The organism is Phosphitispora fastidiosa (assembly GCF_019008365.1).
In the GTDB taxonomy this organism is placed as follows: Bacteria; Bacillota; Thermincolia; order Thermincolales; family UBA2595; genus Phosphitispora; species Phosphitispora fastidiosa.
On record NZ_JAHHUL010000002.1, the window covers coordinates 320256 to 338055 of the forward strand.

The 17800-nt window shown below is 41.7% G+C and carries 15 protein-coding genes; 2 read left to right on the plus strand and 13 right to left on the minus strand.

Annotated elements, in window-relative coordinates:
• Positions 1-354: 354 nt before the first annotated feature.
• The 13 genes from Ga0451573_RS03855 to yqfC all read right to left on the minus strand — a co-directional run bounded on the left by Ga0451573_RS03855 (position 355) and on the right by yqfC (position 15947).
• Positions 355-2112 carry a type I restriction-modification system subunit M gene (locus tag Ga0451573_RS03855; RefSeq protein ID WP_231682554.1) on the minus strand — a complete coding sequence of 586 codons (1758 nt, stop codon included), beginning with the start codon at positions 2110-2112 and terminating at the stop codon, positions 355-357.
• On the minus strand, positions 2109-3425 hold the full coding sequence (locus Ga0451573_RS03860; protein ID WP_231682555.1) for an AAA family ATPase: 1317 nt from the start codon (positions 3423-3425) through the stop codon (positions 2109-2111). Before Ga0451573_RS03860 ends, Ga0451573_RS03855 begins: the two co-directional genes overlap by 4 nt.
• Positions 3422-4648, minus strand: coding sequence for a restriction endonuclease subunit S (locus Ga0451573_RS03865; RefSeq protein WP_231682556.1), 1227 nt, complete (start codon positions 4646-4648; stop codon positions 3422-3424). Before Ga0451573_RS03865 ends, Ga0451573_RS03860 begins: the two co-directional genes overlap by 4 nt.
• Entirely contained in the window at positions 4641-7649 is a 3009-nt protein-coding gene (locus tag Ga0451573_RS03870) for a type I restriction endonuclease subunit R (RefSeq protein WP_231682557.1), read from the minus strand. The genes Ga0451573_RS03865 and Ga0451573_RS03870 overlap by 8 nt, the downstream gene beginning before the upstream one ends.
• 63 nt (positions 7650-7712) lie before the next feature.
• A complete protein-coding gene (locus Ga0451573_RS03875; protein ID WP_231682558.1) occupies positions 7713-7928 on the minus strand; it encodes a helix-turn-helix domain-containing protein in 216 nt (71 codons plus the stop codon).
• 236 nt (positions 7929-8164) lie between these two features.
• Positions 8165-9076 (minus strand): GTPase Era, encoded by a 912-nt coding sequence (era, locus tag Ga0451573_RS03880; protein WP_231682559.1) that lies wholly within the window; start codon positions 9074-9076, stop codon positions 8165-8167.
• Complete coding sequence (locus Ga0451573_RS03885) at positions 9073-9507, minus strand: cytidine deaminase (RefSeq protein WP_435052282.1); 435 nt, start codon at positions 9505-9507, stop codon at positions 9073-9075. The genes era and Ga0451573_RS03885 overlap by 4 nt, the downstream gene beginning before the upstream one ends.
• Before the next feature lie 60 nt (positions 9508-9567).
• Entirely contained in the window at positions 9568-10629 is a 1062-nt protein-coding gene (locus Ga0451573_RS03890) for a DUF3048 domain-containing protein (RefSeq protein ID WP_231682560.1), read from the minus strand.
• Positions 10630-10711: 82 nt separating this feature from the next.
• Positions 10712-11197, minus strand: a complete 486-nt coding sequence (gene ybeY, locus Ga0451573_RS03895) for an rRNA maturation RNase YbeY (RefSeq protein WP_231682561.1) — start codon at positions 11195-11197, stop codon at positions 10712-10714.
• Positions 11139-13346, minus strand: a complete 2208-nt coding sequence (locus Ga0451573_RS03900) for an HD family phosphohydrolase (RefSeq protein WP_231682562.1) — start codon at positions 13344-13346, stop codon at positions 11139-11141. Before Ga0451573_RS03900 ends, ybeY begins: the two co-directional genes overlap by 59 nt.
• A gap of 16 nt (positions 13347-13362) precedes the next feature.
• A complete protein-coding gene (locus Ga0451573_RS03905) occupies positions 13363-14358 on the minus strand; it encodes a PhoH family protein (protein WP_231682563.1) in 996 nt (331 codons plus the stop codon).
• Between the two features lie 33 nt (positions 14359-14391).
• The gene (gene yqfD, locus Ga0451573_RS03910; RefSeq protein ID WP_231682564.1) at positions 14392-15648 is read right to left on the minus strand and encodes a sporulation protein YqfD; all 1257 of its coding nucleotides are present in this window, start codon (positions 15646-15648) and stop codon (positions 14392-14394) included.
• 14 nt (positions 15649-15662) lie between these two features.
• Positions 15663-15947 (minus strand): sporulation protein YqfC, encoded by a 285-nt coding sequence (yqfC, locus tag Ga0451573_RS03915; protein WP_231682565.1) that lies wholly within the window; start codon positions 15945-15947, stop codon positions 15663-15665.
• A 281-nt stretch (positions 15948-16228) separates the two neighbouring features.
• Here yqfC and Ga0451573_RS03920 point away from each other — a divergent pair, with 281 nt between their 5' ends.
• Both Ga0451573_RS03920 and Ga0451573_RS03925 read left to right on the plus strand, forming a co-directional pair.
• On the plus strand, positions 16229-16774 hold the full coding sequence (locus Ga0451573_RS03920) for an RNA polymerase sigma factor (protein WP_231682566.1): 546 nt from the start codon (positions 16229-16231) through the stop codon (positions 16772-16774).
• Positions 16761-17738 carry a hypothetical protein gene (locus Ga0451573_RS03925; protein ID WP_231682567.1) on the plus strand — a complete coding sequence of 326 codons (978 nt, stop codon included), beginning with the start codon at positions 16761-16763 and terminating at the stop codon, positions 17736-17738. The genes Ga0451573_RS03920 and Ga0451573_RS03925 overlap by 14 nt, the downstream gene beginning before the upstream one ends.
• Positions 17739-17800 lie beyond the last annotated feature (62 nt).

The window sequence follows — 17800 nt, forward strand, 5'->3', positions numbered from 1 at the left end:
ATTATGGCATCCTGCAACATCGGCGGAAGCGCAGACGGTATTAACTTCTTGCAGGATTTTTTCTTTTGAGATGCTAACATTAAGTGCATCCAAATTTTACACAGCATATTCTTCACTCCATATTTTTAGCAGCTATGATGCAAATTCCTATGGTTTTTAAAGTTTCCATATCTATTCTCATAGCAAAAGTGGCATATCCAAATCTTCATCGGATATGCCACCTTTGGTGTTATATATTGCAGTTGTTAACTTGACGCTAAGCCGAAAGCCGTGCTCGAAGCTGTCCTGTGCAATGATGGCAAATGTCAAATTCATTAGGCGGCTTTCAGATATACCTGAAACAACTCCCTCCCTTTATGGCAACTCAGGTAAACCAAGCTCTTTTAAAAAATGATTGTGCTTAGCCTTAGCCTTGCTAATAGTATCTTCTATTGTATCCAAACCCTTTTTTACATCTGCAAGGTCAACAATTTCTTCTTCCACAGCCGTGCTAACATATCTTGAAATGTTTAAATTGAAATCATTCTTTTCAATTTCTTCCATAGATACACGGCGAGAGTATTTTTTGTCATCTTCTTTTCGATATTGATATGTGTCAACTATTTTGTCGATATGCTCTGGCAATAGCACATTTTGCCGTTTGCCCCTGTCGTAGTACTCACTTGCATTGATAAACAGCACGTCATCAAATTTTTTGCACTTTTTTAGCACAAGAATGCAGACTGGAATGCCTGTTGAGAAAAACAGGTTAGCCGGCAAACCAATAATCGTGTCAATATTCCCATCCTTGAGTAGCTTTATTCTGATTTTTTCCTCTGCACCACCACGGAACAGAACACCATGAGGCAAGATGATTGCCATTGTTCCCTCATCACTTAAAAAGTGAAATCCATGAAGCAAAAATGCAAAGTCGGCTGCTGATTTTGGTGCAAGGCCGTAACTTTTAAAGCGAAAATCCTCTGCCAGGGTTTCGTTAGGCTCCCAGCGGTAGCTGAAAGGTGGATTGGCTACTACTGCATCACATTCCAACTTTTTTGCTGGGTTCATTTCGTTGAGAATGTCCCAATCATTTAGCAGTGAATCTCCGTGAAATATTTTAAACTCGGAATCTTTAAGCCCATGCAGAAGCATATTCATACGAGCAAGGTTGTAAGTTGTGATATTCTTTTCCTGTCCGTATATCTGACCGATTCTATTAGCACCAAGCTGCTTTCTAACATTAATTAGAAGCGAGCCGGAGCCACACGCAAAGTCAAGCACGTTTTTGAGATGCTTCTTTTTGCCTGTGCTTGGGTCTTGGCTATCAAGGGTAACGATGCGAGAAAGGATGGTTGAGATCTGCTGGGGTGTATAGAACTCTCCGGCTTTTTTGCCTGAGCCCGCTGCAAACTGCCCGATTAAGTATTCATAGGCATCGCCTAAAATATCACTCTCATTTTGGAACTCAGATAATCCGTCGGCAATAGCAGTTATAATCGAACACAGGGTTGTATTGCGCAATTCATAATTTTTCCCAAGTTTATCAGAGTCAAGGTTAACTTCTGAGAATAGTCCACGAAATGTACTATCAAAGGATTCATTTTCTATAAACTTAAAAGCTGCCTGCAAGTTTTTCAAAAGATCCTTGCTCTGCGTGCGAGCTAATTCATATATATTACTCCAGAGATAGTGTGGTTTAATTACAAAATGAACTTTACGGCGCATTTGTTTTTCAAACGTCGTCACTTGATCTAAATTATTATTGTACCATAAGACAAGCGGGGTTAACTTTTTACTACTATCTAACGATGCAAGATGATCGTCAATCATCATCTTTTTTGCGTTTTCTTCTAGTTGTTGTATGCTGAAATAATCCGATATTTGTTCTTTCAGCAAATTAATAGCCTCATCTTTCTTGCCAGCACTATAGATGCCATTAATTTCCTTTTCACATTGTAGATAATCGCTGCCAAGCTCTTTTTTCGCCGCCTCCTCATAATTATCTGAAAGATAGCGCAAGAAAAGGAAAGACAGCATGTAATCACGGAAATCATCGGCATTCATGGCTCCGCGTAATTTATCGGCAATACCCCATAGGGTTGCGCCTAATTGTTTTTGTTGATTTTCAGTCATTGTTGTTCCTCCTGAACTTGAACATCTTCAAATAGCTTTTGATTAAATTTATAATCCTCTAAAAAGTTATTCAATATATTTTTGAAGTGTTCTTTGTTTTCTTCGACCATTTCTTTAGGGTCAAATAAAGAATAGTTACCATGGCTCAAAAGATTTATTATTCTGGTATAGACAGGTTCATCTTCATCCGCTCCTTTTCTAATACAAGAAGAGAAGTGCGCAAAACCATGAAAAGATGCTGTTCTTTCTAATATATTTCTGAGAATATTAAAGTGATATGTATATAATTCCCCTGAATCAGATGCTTTTTTCAACTCCTTTAATAAGGCAACATGATGAAAGAAAGGTGTTTTTGTGGTGTCTTTAAGCATATAGGTACCACTCTTGGCGTTTATCTGTAAAAATAATTGTTCTGCTTTATTAATTTCGTTACATAAAACATTAAAAAACAATGTGTGATGTGATGAAACAATTACTTTAACATCATTACCACTCATTAATTGTGCCAAATGACTTGCAACGGCAATAACATTATTGTCATCCAAAGAAGAAATAGGGTCATCGACATAGATATACTTTACCCAATTATACGATTCTACTTTATCCACTACCAACTGCACAACAGCAAGAAAGAAACACCAAACAAAGATGTTTTCTTCACCACGAGATATTTTTATATTATCAATCCTCTGAGTAGTGCCAGAAGTTAGTACATCTCTGGAAAAGCTAATTGCCAAACTCTCATAATTTATAGTGAAATCAAAATCGGCATATCTATGGAGCAATGGACGAATTCTACTTTCCATTTCTAATTCTTTAAGCCCTGCAAAAAATTTGGAGTTGCTATTTAACTTTAAGAAGCGTTCGGTATCATTATCTAAATCATTATCCCAATAAAAAATATCTTCAGTAAATGCGTTATAGTATAAAGTATCAGCTATTTTTTCTCCAGTATCACCAATTAACTGTTGACCCAATGATTTAAACTCTACGGAAAGCCTCGTCTTACCTGTACCGTTATATGCAAACAGTACAATGTACTTCTTTTCATCTAACAGCATCCTAAAATATTCGGCAATATCTTTAATCGAATCAAATTGATTATATCCGATCCTTTTAAGTACAAAGTCCAATTTTGCAAGTAAGTCATCGGATAAATTTTCTTTCAAGGTATATTCTTCCGAATTTCTGGGACATTTGAAATTATCGTTAAACATTTTTTTGTAGTGGCTGAATTTATCATTGTTCAATTTATTAAGAATCATTGTCTTAAAGGATTCTTTTGCAATTTTCGAAGGAACATTATAACTCATTCCCCCACCTCCTTAGCAGAAGGGAACAGCCCTTGCATCAAGCCCTTTTTGTGTAATTTCAAAACTTCAATTTTTTCTGCTTGTGCGGTTATCAAATCATCAAGTGAAGAAAGACAATCGGCAACTTTTTGCTGCTCTTTAAGTTTCGGTATATATATAGGCATATCTGTGACCATTGACATTCTAACAGAATCAACAGAGTTTTTTGCACTTAACTGCATTACTCGTTTTTTAAAATGCTCAGAAAAATATTGATAAACAAATTTTCCAGAAACTGTATCTTCGAAATTATAAATGCAATAAACTCTTTGATGAAAATCGAACTTCCCAACAATATAGTGAAAGTTTTTCCCAACACCAACGCCATCTCCGGATGTTAAAATAGCTTCGCAGTCAAATGTGTATGTGTCTATTTTCTCAACAGTCTGAGAACGTACAAAAAATGGATATTTACCATTATCAACTTTATTTTGTGTGTCTTTGTTTCCTGTAGTCACTTTCGCAAAATCTCTAAATTGACGTAATTCCCACTCCCCACTAGCCCTAAACTCCGGAAACCTCCATTCTGGTACAGTTGCTCCATCGGCAGGAAACAACTTCTGCATTAAGCCTTTTTTGTGCATTTTGAGAGCTTCAAGCTTTTTATCCTCTACAGTGATAAGGTCATCAAGTGAAGACAGGCAATCAGCAATTTTTTGTTGTTCAGATTTTTCTTTTGGAGTAGGCAAAACGATACTAAAAAAATCTGAAGGGCTGATGTTTAATAGTCCATCACTTCTCGCACTACTTGTAATAAATCTCGCCAATTGTTTTCCGTGAAAGTTATTATCAAAGTAACCTTTATAGAAGCTTGATACATAATCATCATTGAAACGGAAACTTATAAAAGCATTTGGCACAGCGGCTTCTTCAAATTCTTTTAGCTCGTAAATACAACCCTGTGGGAACTTTTTGGAATTCCCTTTGTTATAAGAAAAGGCTCCTTTTTTCAAGTATATATAGTTCTCATATTGTTTGCCGGAAATATCTCGGCTGAATTTCTCTTCTTGGGATACAAAACCAATCCCGGCAGAAATACTTAATGTTGTAAGGGACTTATCGCCTACTTTTTGTGTAATACGCTCAGCAACTTCAATGAGCCTATATTTTTTCCATTCTCCCGTTGAGTGAAACTCCGGAAACCTAAGCTTTGGCACTAAAGTCACTTTTTCTTTCTTATTCATACGCATTCAGCCCCACAATCACACGTCCGCTTGCCAGCTTTTTCAGCAGCGGAATTAAATCATCCATCAATTCCAGTTCTTTCTTAGTCCTATCTCTCCAGCCAAGCTCCAGAGGCTTTAATAAATCACTCAGTTTTTCACCGTCAAAAATCATACGCACCATAATTTCATCTACAAAGGCCTGCAGTGATACGGGCTCTATGTCATGTTTGTTTGCAATTGATTCCATTTCTTTTACTGCTTTTTCTTCCTTGAATTTTTGGTATCCGGCTTTTATTTCCTTTTCATCCAAGCCTTTTCCGGCTTCCAGTGTGCTGATATAAGCAATAATATCTTCACGCTCTTCCAGCATATTTGAATTTGAACAAAGCAAACTAATGAGCTGCTCACGGCTCATTTTTTCTTTTTTAGGCACATCTGGTTGTGTATACCTAGAAATTAGTGACATGATGTAGTCATAATCAATTATGGCAGAGGAAAATAGAACAAACTCAAAGTCAAGCTGTTCAATCAACGGATATTTATCCCTGATATCTTTGCCTTGCTGTGCTTTTAGCATTTGAGCTGTTTCAATATAGACACCACGAAACGCACGCAAAGTGTCTTCCGGCAACAATTCCTCAATTTTTGCCGTTTGCTCTTCTTTAATATCTGTATATTGGTCAAGCTGGGTTTTAAGGCGCTGCACTTCCTTGAATTTGTTGATAAATTCGCCTCGTGCGGCATCGCCCTTTAGGTTGTTTACTTGTTCCGGTTTGCATTCTAACCCTTGTGATTCCATAAATTTTTCAAGCTCGGCAACTGCCTTGTCCAGCTTTTCAACCACCACAGGAGCCGGGTCTACAAGCCAAATTTCTTTTGCCCTGCTACTGTTATCTTGCCCCGAGAACAGCGCAATAGCTTCATCTACACCTTTTTCTTGCCCTCTAAAGTCAAGAATATTTCCGTAAGGCTTTGTGTCGTTCAAAACACGGTTTGTTCTTGAAAATGCTTGAATTAAGCCGTGTTGTTTTAAATTTTTATCAACGTACAAGGTGTTAAGATACTTGGAATCAAAGCCGGTTAAAAGCATATCCACCACAATTGTTACATCAATTTTGTTTTCATGCGGATAATCGGAATTAGGGTACATTTGGTCTTTGATGCGTTTTTGCACATCTTGATAGTATAAATCGAATTCGTTAATGTTGTGGTTTGTGCCGTACTGCTTATTATAGTCATCAATAATGCTTTTAAGTGCAGCCTTTTTCTTATCGGGCTCTTGTTCATTGTCAGCTTTTTCTTGCTGTAGGTCTTCCTGTAGCTGCTTAACATCTTTATTCCCCTCAGCTGGAGGAGAAAAAACACAGACAATATTTAATGGCTTAAAGCTTTCCCCCTCGTTCTTTTTGCGTTCCTCTTGTAACAACTTGAAGAGCTCAAAATATTCTATCGCGTCGTTAATAGAAGCTGTGGCAAAAATCGCATTGTAACGTCTACCATTAGTAGCGGCATCGTGTTTTGATAGTATTGCTTCGGCAATCGCTTTTTTACTTACAGTATCAGAGACTTTTGCTGCTTTTTTGACATCTTCCGGCTTAAAATAATCGATGTGAAAACGAAGCACGTTACGGTCATCAATGGCATTCGTTATGGTATAGGTATGCAGTTCTTTTTCAAAAACATCTTTTGTTGTGATATAAGAACCAACCGTGCCATCAATTTTCTTGTATGTTGCATTTTCATCAAATATTGGTGTTCCGGTAAAGCCGAAAAGTTGTGCTTTCGGAAAAAAGTTTTTAATTGCTTCATGATTATCTCCAAACTGTGAGCGATGACATTCGTCAAAAATAATGGCCATCCGTTTATCGGTGAGCTTTGCCAATCGGTCTTTGTAGGTAGGTTCGCCTCTTTTCTTTTTCTCTTGGTTGCGCTTGCTGTCTTCATCAAGAGCTAGCCCAAGCTTTTGAATTGTAGTAACAATAACTTTATCACGATAATCATCCGAAGTAAGCCGTTTAACTAAACTTTCTGTGTTGGTATTCTCTTCAACGCATCCTTCTTGAAATTTATTAAACTCCAATCGAGTTTGTCTATCAAGGTCTTTTCTGTCAACGACGAATAAACACTTCTCTACTTCAGGATTGTCCTTCAAAAGTGTTGATGTTTTAAACGATGTAAGTGTTTTTCCACTTCCGGTAGTATGCCAGATATATCCGTTCCCGCGATTCTGCTCGATACAATCCATTATTGCCTTAACAGCATAAATCTGATAAGGACGCATAATCATCAATTTCTGTTCACTTACCACAAGTACCATGTATCGGTTTATTAATTGCCCAAGAGTGCATTTTGGCAGAAACCTATTAGAAAAATCAAGCAGATGGGTAATTTTGTTATTTTCCTCATCTGCCATCTGGTAAATTGGCAAAAAGCGCTCTTCTGCATTAAAACAAAAGTGCTCCTTGTGATTGTTGGCGAAATAATATGTGTTACTCTCATTGCTCACAATAAAAAGCTGCATAAAGCAAAGCAATGAGTTTGTATAACCATTGCCCGGGTCATTTTTATATTCTACAATTTGCTCCATTGCTTTTTTAGGTGTGATTTGCAGTGACTTCAGCTCAACCTGAACAACAGGAACACCATTGATGAGGATAATAACATCATAACGGTGGTTGCTGTTATCAGTGTTTATGCGTAGTTGGTTTATTACTTCAAATTCATTTTTACACCAGTCTTTGATATTAACGAGTGTATATTGCAGTGGCGTATCATCATCACGTTTAAATGTATTTATTTCTCGTAATGTTTTTGCTGCTGTAAACACATCAGATGAAATAATTCTATCTTTCAGGCGTGCAAATTCGGAGTCACTTAAATTGACTTTGTTTAATCTTTGAAAATGCGCCTTAAAATTAGCTTCAAGTGCCGCTTTGTCTCGAATGTCTTCCCGATATGTGTATTTTAAATCTCGAAGCTTTTCAATAAACTCTACCTCTATTTGCTGTTCAGATTTCATACCTAAATCCCCTCATACTATAAAATAGTAATAGCCAAACCCTTTTTCAAAACTACGCAACGACTACTTTGTTTTCATGAGCAACTCCATCAATTCAGGACTAATGCTTTTGTTCTTACAAAGCTCTATTATAGCATGACGGGCTATTTGATTCGGCTTTGCATGATTGTTCTCCCATCGGTTCACAGATGTAAATCCAACATGAAGCTCACGGGCAAACCCCTCTTGGGACAAACATAGCTCCAAACGCACTTGTTTAATCGCTTCGCTTAACTCCATTTCATGTCACCTCGTTATTGGCAAAATTAACCATAATTTATTATATCATAAGCTATAGCGTTTTGCAAAAAGTTCTTGTTTATTAAAGAAAAGTGTGCAAATGTTTTCCTCAGTGAAACGATTAAAACGTCTGCCGGTCCGCAATCCGCGAAGCGGGAGCGGATACCGGCTGAGTTTTTGTTTCACGAGGAATTATTTGCACACTTTTCACTTAGGCCTTTCACAATAGGACAATTTCATCTATCCTTGAATTCATAGCCCAGGTTCCGGAGGATGCTGTCTTTATTTCTCCAGTCTTTCTTGACCTTTACCCACAGGTCCAGATAAACCTTTGAGCCAAGAAGATTCTCTATGTCTTCCCGAGCCATCCCCCCGACCTTTTTCAGCATTGTGCCATTCTTGCCGACAACTATTCCCTTTTGTGATTCTTTTTCCGTAAAAATAACTGCCCTTACATAAATCAGATCATTATCTCGCGGTACAATTTCCTCTATTTCAACAGCAACCGAATGCGGAATCTCTTCCCTGGTAAGGTGGAGCACCTTTTCCCGAATTATCTCCCGGATTATGGCCTGTTCCGGCTGGTCTGTCACCATACCATCCGGATAATACATCGGCCCTTCGGGAAGCAATCCTGATACCAGTTTGATGAGAGTATCCACATTGTCCCCTTCAAGGGCGGAAACCGGGACTACCTCACGGAATTCCATGATGCTGCGGTACTTATCTATCAGGGGAAAGAGATCATCTCGTTTTACCAGGTCAGTCTTATTTATTACCAATATTACCGGTGTTTTTGTCTGGCCGAGAACATCTTTGATATAAAGGTCACCAGGCCCAATCTCTTTTTCTGAGGCTTCAATCAGGAATAAAATAACATCAACTTCCTTCAGAGCATTCCGGGCCACTTTTACCATATATTCACCCAGCTTATGTTTTGGTTTATGGATACCCGGAGTATCAATAAATACCAACTGAGCCTCATCAGTTGTCAGGATTGCCGTAATCTTATTTCTGGTTGTCTGGGGCTTGTCAGACATGATGGCCAGTTTCCGGCCAACCATGCGGTTCATCAGGGTGGATTTCCCCACATTGGGCCTGCCCACCAAAGCTATGAACCCGGATTTGAATCCCACTTTGGTATTCATTCTACCGTCTCCTTTCCCAAAATCCCGGCATGAAAACTGCCCGGAAGCAATTCTGCCACTGTATTGATAACATAATCCCCGCGCTTATTAAACTGGATTACCAGCAGGTTGCCAAACTCAGCCATTACCTGCCGGCAGCCGCCGCAGGGAGTGCAAAAATCCTCAGTATCGGCAAATATGGCTATAGCTTTAAAATCCTTTTGCCCCTGGGAAACCGCCTTAAAAAGAGCTGTCCTTTCGGCACAGTTGGTGAGCCCGTAAGAGACATTTTCCACATTACACCCTGTATAGACTGTCCCATCACTGCCCAGCAGCGCCGCACCCACTTTAAACCGGGAATACGGGGCATAGGCATTTTCCCGTACTGCTCTGGCTTCAGCCAGCAGCATATCGATTTCATCCCTCGTTATTTCAATAGCCAATTCATCCACCTTCTCTCAATCCTGAACAATTACAGCTCATCCTCAACTGTAAGCGCTAAACACTTGTGCCTAATACTCAATTTTGAGGGTCGCGGGCACAACCTCAATCCAGGTCTGTCCCGGATTCAGCTTCCATTCCGCACCGTTCTCGTCATAAAAGAATGTCTGAGAGCGCATCCCTCTTTTGGACCACTTTCCGGTATATACCTGGCCGCCGGTCAGCAGGAGCGCCCTGCCGCTTCCCACCATTTCTATGTCCCTGCGGCCTTCGTTGTCTATTATTCTTGTTTTTGCATATTGGATTATAATATTTGCCCCGGTAAGCTGCCTGCCGGTAACCGCATCCCTGTGGGCTTTTCCGCCATTACTCCTGAGGTAGAGTCCGGTTCCGGTATCATAATCCCACCGGACAACGCTGTAGCTCTTAAGGTAATTGATTATTACTTTATCTGCTGAAATCCCGCCGGGATTCTCTTCACCCTCACCCAAAAAACTGAATCCGGGGAGTGCCACGGTTTTTTCATAACCTCTTTTTTCCCCCACTTGTCTCAGTTTTTCCGTATCGGTATAGAGATTATGTGGAGCCTGGCGTTCTTTTATTCTCCAGTAAGCCTGCCGGCCAACCCCAAATTCATCCAGGGAAGCAACCCCCTGAACCCGAACCATCTTTTTGGCATCCTCACTGCCGCCGCAATAGGCGTATATTGCATTATACTCGAACATGCGCTCTATGTAATACGGTCTGGCGCTGCGGACAGGCCCCAGTTCACTGGTGTCACCATGCAGATAGACTGCCAGAAACCTTGTAATCTCGCCTTCAGCCAAAATCTCGTAGATTATGTCTGCCTTGTCCAGCCCTGACTGCGGTCTGGCAGCAGGGGCATTTTCTATCATTACCGCCAGGGGCCGCCTGTCGGTAGTACCTTCAGGAACCATGTCACCTGAAAGCGGACAGCGGACTGTTCTGGGCAGTGGTTCAGGAACCTTAAGCTTGCCCTCTCTTTGACTATATCCCGAACTGTTGACAGTATCCCTGCCATCGTCATTTCCGGACCCAGGTCCGGAGCAGCCTGAAAATATTAACAGACAGGTACCCAGTATCAGCAGGATAAATACTGTTTGCTTTTTCACCCAAGACATAAGCCTTATACTAAAACACCCCCAAGAAAGTTAACAGGGTGGCTTTATTCATTATCCACCCCTCTTTGATATATTATCGTGTGATATTCACCAGTGAAAGAACCTTTTCCTCACGCTCCCTCATAATCCTGCGCCTGTCTTCGTTATCATGATCATAGCCCAAGAGGTGAAACATACCATGTGTCGCCAAAAAGGCCATCTCCCTCATCAGGTCGTGTCCGTACTCTTCAGCCTGACGCTGTGCCATTTCCATCGAAATCACAATATCTCCCAGGATATTCTCAGACTCCCCGTTAATCTCATCCTCCCCGTTAATCACAGGCTCCCCTTCACCGGCCTCCTCCATTGGAAAAGAGAGTACATCGGTGGCATCGCCCTTATGGCGAAATTTATAATTAAGTTCCTTGATATACGCATCATCAACAAAAGCAATGGTGACTTCAGGGTCGTCCTCTCGGCCCTCAACTTTAAGTGAAGTCGCCGCAACCATTTCCATAGCATCAAGTAGCTTGTTGGTCACCGGCACTTTTTCCTGAAGATTGTTTACGAATACTGGCATCTCTGGCTTTTCTCCTTTCGATTTCCTTAATCACTGTTTCCGGGTATTCTACCCGGGTGTGGAAAATTCCCGACAACACTCGTACAAAAGCCCCTGCAATAATATCCAAATCCTTAAATGTCAGGTCACATTCATCTAACTGCCCATCAAGCAGCTTTTCCTTAATAACCCTGCGGACCAGTCCTTCAATCCTGCCTGGGGTCGGTTTCTGCAGAGCCCTTACCGCTGCTTCCACAGAATCCGCCATCATAACCAGTGCGGCCTCCTTGTTCTGCGGCTTAGGCCCCTCATACCGGAAATCCTCCTCATTTACCGTTTTCTCATTTTTGTCGTTTTCGAGAGCCCGGTGGAAAAAGAAACTTACCAGACTTGTGCCGTGGTGTTGTTCAATGATGTCAATGACCATTCTGGGTAATTTATATTCACCGGCAATTTCAGCGCCATCTTTTGTATGTGAAGTAATAATCAGAGTACTAAGGTTAGGAGTAAGCTTATCATGCGGGTTTTCACTTGATAACTGGTTCTCAATAAAGAAATACGGGCGGCGCAGTTTCCCGATATCGTGATAATAAGAACCCACCCTGACCAGCAGTGAATCACCACCTACGGCATCAGCCGCAGCTTCTGCCAGGTTGCCGACAAGTATGCTGTGGTGATATGTACCGGGCGCTTCCATAAGCAGTTGCTTTAACAGGGGCTGTCCCGGATTGGCAAGCTCCAGCAGCTTGACTGATGAGGTGATCCCAAAAGCGCTTTCCAGGTATGGCAGGACCCCGATAGTCAGGACTGCTGAAAAAATTCCGTTTAAAAGGCCAAACAGCACTCCAATAGCCAGGGATGTTGAATCAACTCCCCTGGTTACCAGCTCTACAGATATAATTGCCAGGATATTTGCCGAGCTGACATAAACCAGCCCCGCTTTAGCCATATCGGAACGCTGGCTGAGTCTGGAGACACTATAGACGGCAACCAGCCCGGAAATCATCCCCACAAGGGCAAAACGCAGTTCGCTCCCGGTGATTACCCCGACCATCCCGCTCAGCACAGCCGTCGCCAACAGAGCCAGCCTGGTGTCCAGGAGAATGGCCAGCAGCATGCTGGCTGCGGCAACCGGTATCATGTACCCGAGCATATCCGCCCAACCGGAACTAATCTGAATTGCCATTACCGTTTTTGCCAACAGCAGTTCACAGATAACGATAAGGGCTATCAGGAGCAAAAAGCCTTCGTTAAGGTAAATGTTACTGTGATTCTGGTAAAGGTATACCATGACTACTGCCATGGCGATGGCAACCATCATAGCAATTCCCAGTACAGCGCTGACGGGCACAGGCGCTTTCAATAACCCCAAAGCTTCAAGCTTCTGAATATGCTCTGCTGTTACAATATCACCCTGGCCGACAATCTTTTCGTTGTTCTGGACTACAACCCTTACCGGAGCAACCGCTTCCATAGCTGCTTCCTTTTTCCGCTGGGTTTCTTCGGCATTATAAATAAAATTCGGCCTCAGGGTATAGTCTATCAGTGCACCCATAAAGGTCTTGGCATCTTCGGGGAGATTAACGGCAGCCACATCCTGTTCCAGGATGGATGACTTTATCTGGCTGATGTTTTCTTCAGGAATCCCCTTGTTATAGGCAGCTGTAACAATCTCCCGGGTTTTTATATCAAGGCCCTGAACCGTTGGGCTTTCATACTTGGCAAGGCTTGAATAGACACCCTCAGGCAGGATGAAGGGAATGTCAGTTTTCAGCTGAGCCACCTTGTTCTCAGGAGTCATTTCCTGATTCCCGCTGACGGCCTTAACTTTGTTCATAATATTATTAATATCGGCAATTGTTTCATCAAGGGCGCCCGGGTCCTCCTCATGCACCTTGCCAACAGCCTCAGCGGCTCTTCGCTTTGCTTCGGAGGTCTTGATTTTATCCTCGAACTCTATGGTCCTGTTGGCAAAAATGGGGTTTTTCTGGGCAAAAGGTTGTCCAACGTTAATATCAATTCTTTCCGGCAAAAAGTTCATCGAAAGAATAGCTGTAACACTAATGAAAAACCCGGTTCCAATTAATAGGCGCTTAGTTGTTGTATTCTTTAAAGCCGGCACCAGTTTTTTCCATAAAAAAGATGCCAGGTCTCTGATAACGAGTGCCATTCATGTCACTCCCAATTTAACTCAAAGATTTGTTTGACTTCTCAGTCTCCTTTTCCTGTTCTGCCTTCTCGTAAGCGGCAATAATCTTCTGTACCAGTTGGTGTCTCATAACATCTGCCCCGCTCAACTGCTGAAAAGAAATCCCCTCAATCCCGCCAAGGGTTTTTCGTGCTTCCAAAAGTCCGGAATACTGGCCTCTGGGAAGGTCAACCTGAGTAACATCACCTGTGATAACCGCCTTGGACCCGAATCCAATACGGGTCAAGAACATCTTCATCTGTTCAGGTGTGGTATTCTGGGCCTCGTCCAGGATTATAAAAGCATCATCAAGGGTGCGTCCTCTCATATATGCCAGAGGAGCAATTTCAATTATGTTTTTCTCCAGCAGTTTCTGGGTCTTATCAGTACCCAAGATATCATAGAGACTGTCATATAGTGGTCTCAGGTAAGGATTGACTTTTTCCTGCAGATCCCCCGGCAGAAACCCCAGCTTTTCCCCTGCCTCCACCGCGGGCCTGGTAATTATCAGCCGGTTGATTGCCTTTTCTTTCAGCGCTTTTGCAGCCATAGCAACTGCCAGGTAAGTCTTCCCTGTTCCTGCAGGTCCGATCCCAAAAACTATATCATTTTCGGCAATAGCATCTACATATCTCTTTTGCCCGTGAGTCTTGGGCTTTACCAGTTTCCCCCGGAAAGTCACCGCAATGACATCTGAAGCCAGATCACCAATTTTCTCACCATGACCATCCTTTACCAGCTTTATACTGTATTGGACTTCCCTGAGGGTTATTTGGTTCCCCAATGCGCTTAGTTCGATCAACTGATTTAAAACCCCTGTACTCTGTTCAACCCGCTCCATCTCACCGGAAACAACGAGATGGCCATCCCTGACCACAATCTGCACACCCAGGTCGTTTTCGATAAAATGCAGATTCTCGTCATGATTGCCAAAAACATTGACCGCATCTTCAAGCTTCTGCAACGGAATCTTCTTTTCAGACTTAACAATCAAGAATTATGAGACCTCCCGGTATTGTAGTATGATCTAATTCAACTGCTGCTGTTCTTCTGTCAGGGTTTCTGTACCGCCAATATCCTCAATGGTCTCCAGAACCTGTTTGACCCTGACCACATTGCTTCCGCGGGCCGGAATCTCTTCAAAAATCTCTCTCAGTATTCTGGCATCAGAAGGCAGTTTAGCTTTTACGTTAGCAAGCGCCCTTTCCCGGGCAGCTTTCTTGGCCTGAGTTATGCCTATTATATCACGGTAACTTTCAACTTCATAATAATTCATTGTAATTAATTCGACAGGAATGCTGAGATTCCTCCAAGCAGGAATTCTTTTAACATTTGTGTCTGTAACATAGGATTGAAATGGTATTGACCTGGGACCTTTAATCAAAAAATCTTTGTTCAAAGCCCTGATGCTGAGTACCTGTACTTTTTGGCCGGTTCTGCGGGTCCCGGCATTAACAAGCAGACACTCTCCATAGCCTTCATACCAAACCTTTGCCCGCACAATCCCCCTGGCCCTTACCAGTTCAACAGGCACAGGAGGCTGATCCTCCTCATCATTCGGTTCACTGTCATTCTCAGCTTCCGGCTCAGGTTCAGGTATAATTACCCCGGTAATCAGGATATCACCTTTCTTTACCATGTCCCCTTCAACAACTGCCGCTTTCCCCCTGAGAACGAGGATTTCCTGGATAAGACCGTCTTTACGGGCCACAACATTTGCCGGCGAATTATCTGCCGGAGGTACGAGGACCTTCTCGGCAATCTCTATTACCGCCCTAGTACCGGTAATCTTGATACCAACCCATGAAACTTCGGGTATTTCATTTCTGAGGTGCTTTTCAACCCCGTCCTTATCAAGCCCCGTCTTCAGTGTTCCCATCGACAGACCGGCTTCTTCCGCCGTCTTCAGCAGCCTCTCCCGGGGAATGATTTTATTTCCCTTAATCTCCACAAACCAGATAAAAGACGATAGCAGATAAATCACCAGGGCTGACAGAACGGCTCCGGCCAGCAACACCTTTCTCTTTTTCATCCCGGCAATCCGAAAAGGGACCCCACCCCTGCCGACTATCCTGAAACGGCAGCCGGTCCGGCGTCCGATGTGCCGCAAAGCCCAGATTCCGTTTAACCTGAGCTTAACCCTGGCTTTTCCGGGTTCAATCAATTTTACATCCCAAAGATATAATCCCCGGCTTACCGCCATATTTATTAATTTTTCAAGATTTTTACCTTCAACCACCAATGATACATATCCCGTAATAAAAGACCACAATCGCGCCAGCACTCTTCCGATGCCTCCTAGTCCGTAAATATTACGGATTTAATTCGCCCTTCAACCATGATCTCGTCAGGCAGAATGTTTTTCAGTGTCAGGTCTGTCCCTGTAACAGCAAGGTCCCCAATAGTTGTACTGACCTTTACCGTTTCAGGGGTATAGACCATAATCCCCCGGTGATTTTCTATGAGAACCTGAACATCTCCCACCAGGACTACCTTGGGCAGGTCCATCATCAGGTCCCGGGGAATGTCAAACACATTGGCCACCTGTTGTTGAATTTGTTTTTTCCGGTCACGCCAGGACATCTAACCCCCCCTTGTCTCTTAAATAAATGTATGCCGCCGGTGGGACAAAAATTACCTGAAAAGGGTTCCTTTACACCGGAAAAGAAGAGCCCCGAAAGATAAAAACCTCAGGGGGTCAATGTCATTGAGAATTTCGGAACTCACACTATACGGAAAGACCTGGGAACACTGGACTTATAAGGCATCGAGGTATAATATTGGATTAAAAAACTGTCTTTCATCGAACCATTTTTCACTTGGAAGTGTATATATTATGAATTTAATTGAAAGGAGGACCAATATTGGAAGAAGAGATATCTAAAAGTTGTGCGGAAAAGCTTTTCAAGGAGTTTTCAAACTCGGTTTACAGATTAGCTCTAGTGCTTACAAAGTCAAAAGAACTCGCCGATGATATAACTCAAGATACATTCATTCAAGTGTTCCGGAAATATTATACATATGATTCTTCAAAACCGATACACCCCTGGATTTATAAAATTACCCTGAATATAACCCGTAACATGCTGCGTAAACAAAAATGGCTGAAGTTCTTTAACCGCCTTCCCGAAAGAGGAAATTATAATTTAGTGGAAAACGCTGTGTGGAAAAGCGAAGAAGAAAAACTGCTGTGGACAGAGATCAACAGATTAGGGGTTAAGAGCCGTGAAGTAATAATCCTTCACTTCTACTTCGGCCTAAAACTTCAGGAAGTGGCGGATTCTATGGGTATTCCATTGGGGACCTGCAAGTCCAGGCTAAACTATGCCCTTAACACTTTAAGAAAAAACCTTCCACAAAATGAATTCAGTTTTCTTAAGAATGGAGGAGAACTTTATGAAACAACCTGATCTCAGTATTGGAGCAATATTAGAAAATGCTTTACAGAATCAATCTACATCTGTCCCGTTTGAATCTGTCTGGAATAAACGACTAAAAAAGGGGAAAAAACCATTAGGGCTAAAAAGGTCTGTAGCGATTGCATTAATAAGTCTTTTCACATTGTTTTCAGCCGGATTTGTCAGTTTCACTGTTTTCAGAAACGTTGACAAAACCGACTACCCTTTCGTCAGCGATGTTAGGCTAATCGGGAAATGGGAAACAGTGGATTACATTGATGAAGTTGAAACTTTTAACCCTGAAAAGAAACAGGTTAAAGGTGATTTATTTCTTGGGTCTTTGGTGTTTATTAAAGAAGGTAAAATGCTCTTTTCAACTGAAAATGGACCTTTAACCTATACTGCCTTCACATGGACAAAAGACATGATATTAGATAAACAAGAACAAACAGCCAGTAAATGTGAGCTAAAAGAGATTAATGGAACTACCTATATGTTTTTTGAATGGAAAGCCGGGGAATACATTTTTTTCCACATAAAGCCTTCCTATTATGTATTAAAGAAAGTAGACAGTGATGATTATTCAAATTATATAATTGCACGCAATGAAGATAAGACAGACTATCCCTTTATCAATGACACCAATATGCTCGGTCAATGGAAAAGCGTAGATTTTGTTGAAGCTGTTGGTGATTTTAAACCGGGAACAAAAAGTTGGCTGCCAGACCTGTTCCTAAATGAATTAGTTTTTGAGGAAAATGGTGAGCTGACTGTAACAACAACATCAGAAAAATACTCAAATCCTTCAGTATCATGGACTAAAGGCTTAATCATCAATAAAACAGAAGAAACAGCAAGCAAATGTGAAATAAAAGAAATCGACGGAACAACTTATATGTTTTTTGAATGGAAAAACAGAGATTACATATTTGGCGGTAAGAAACCATACTATTATGTGCTAAAAAAGGTTGAGTAATATTTTATATATAGAAAACCACGGGCAAATCCCGTGGTCTTCTATGTCTCGATTAAACTAAT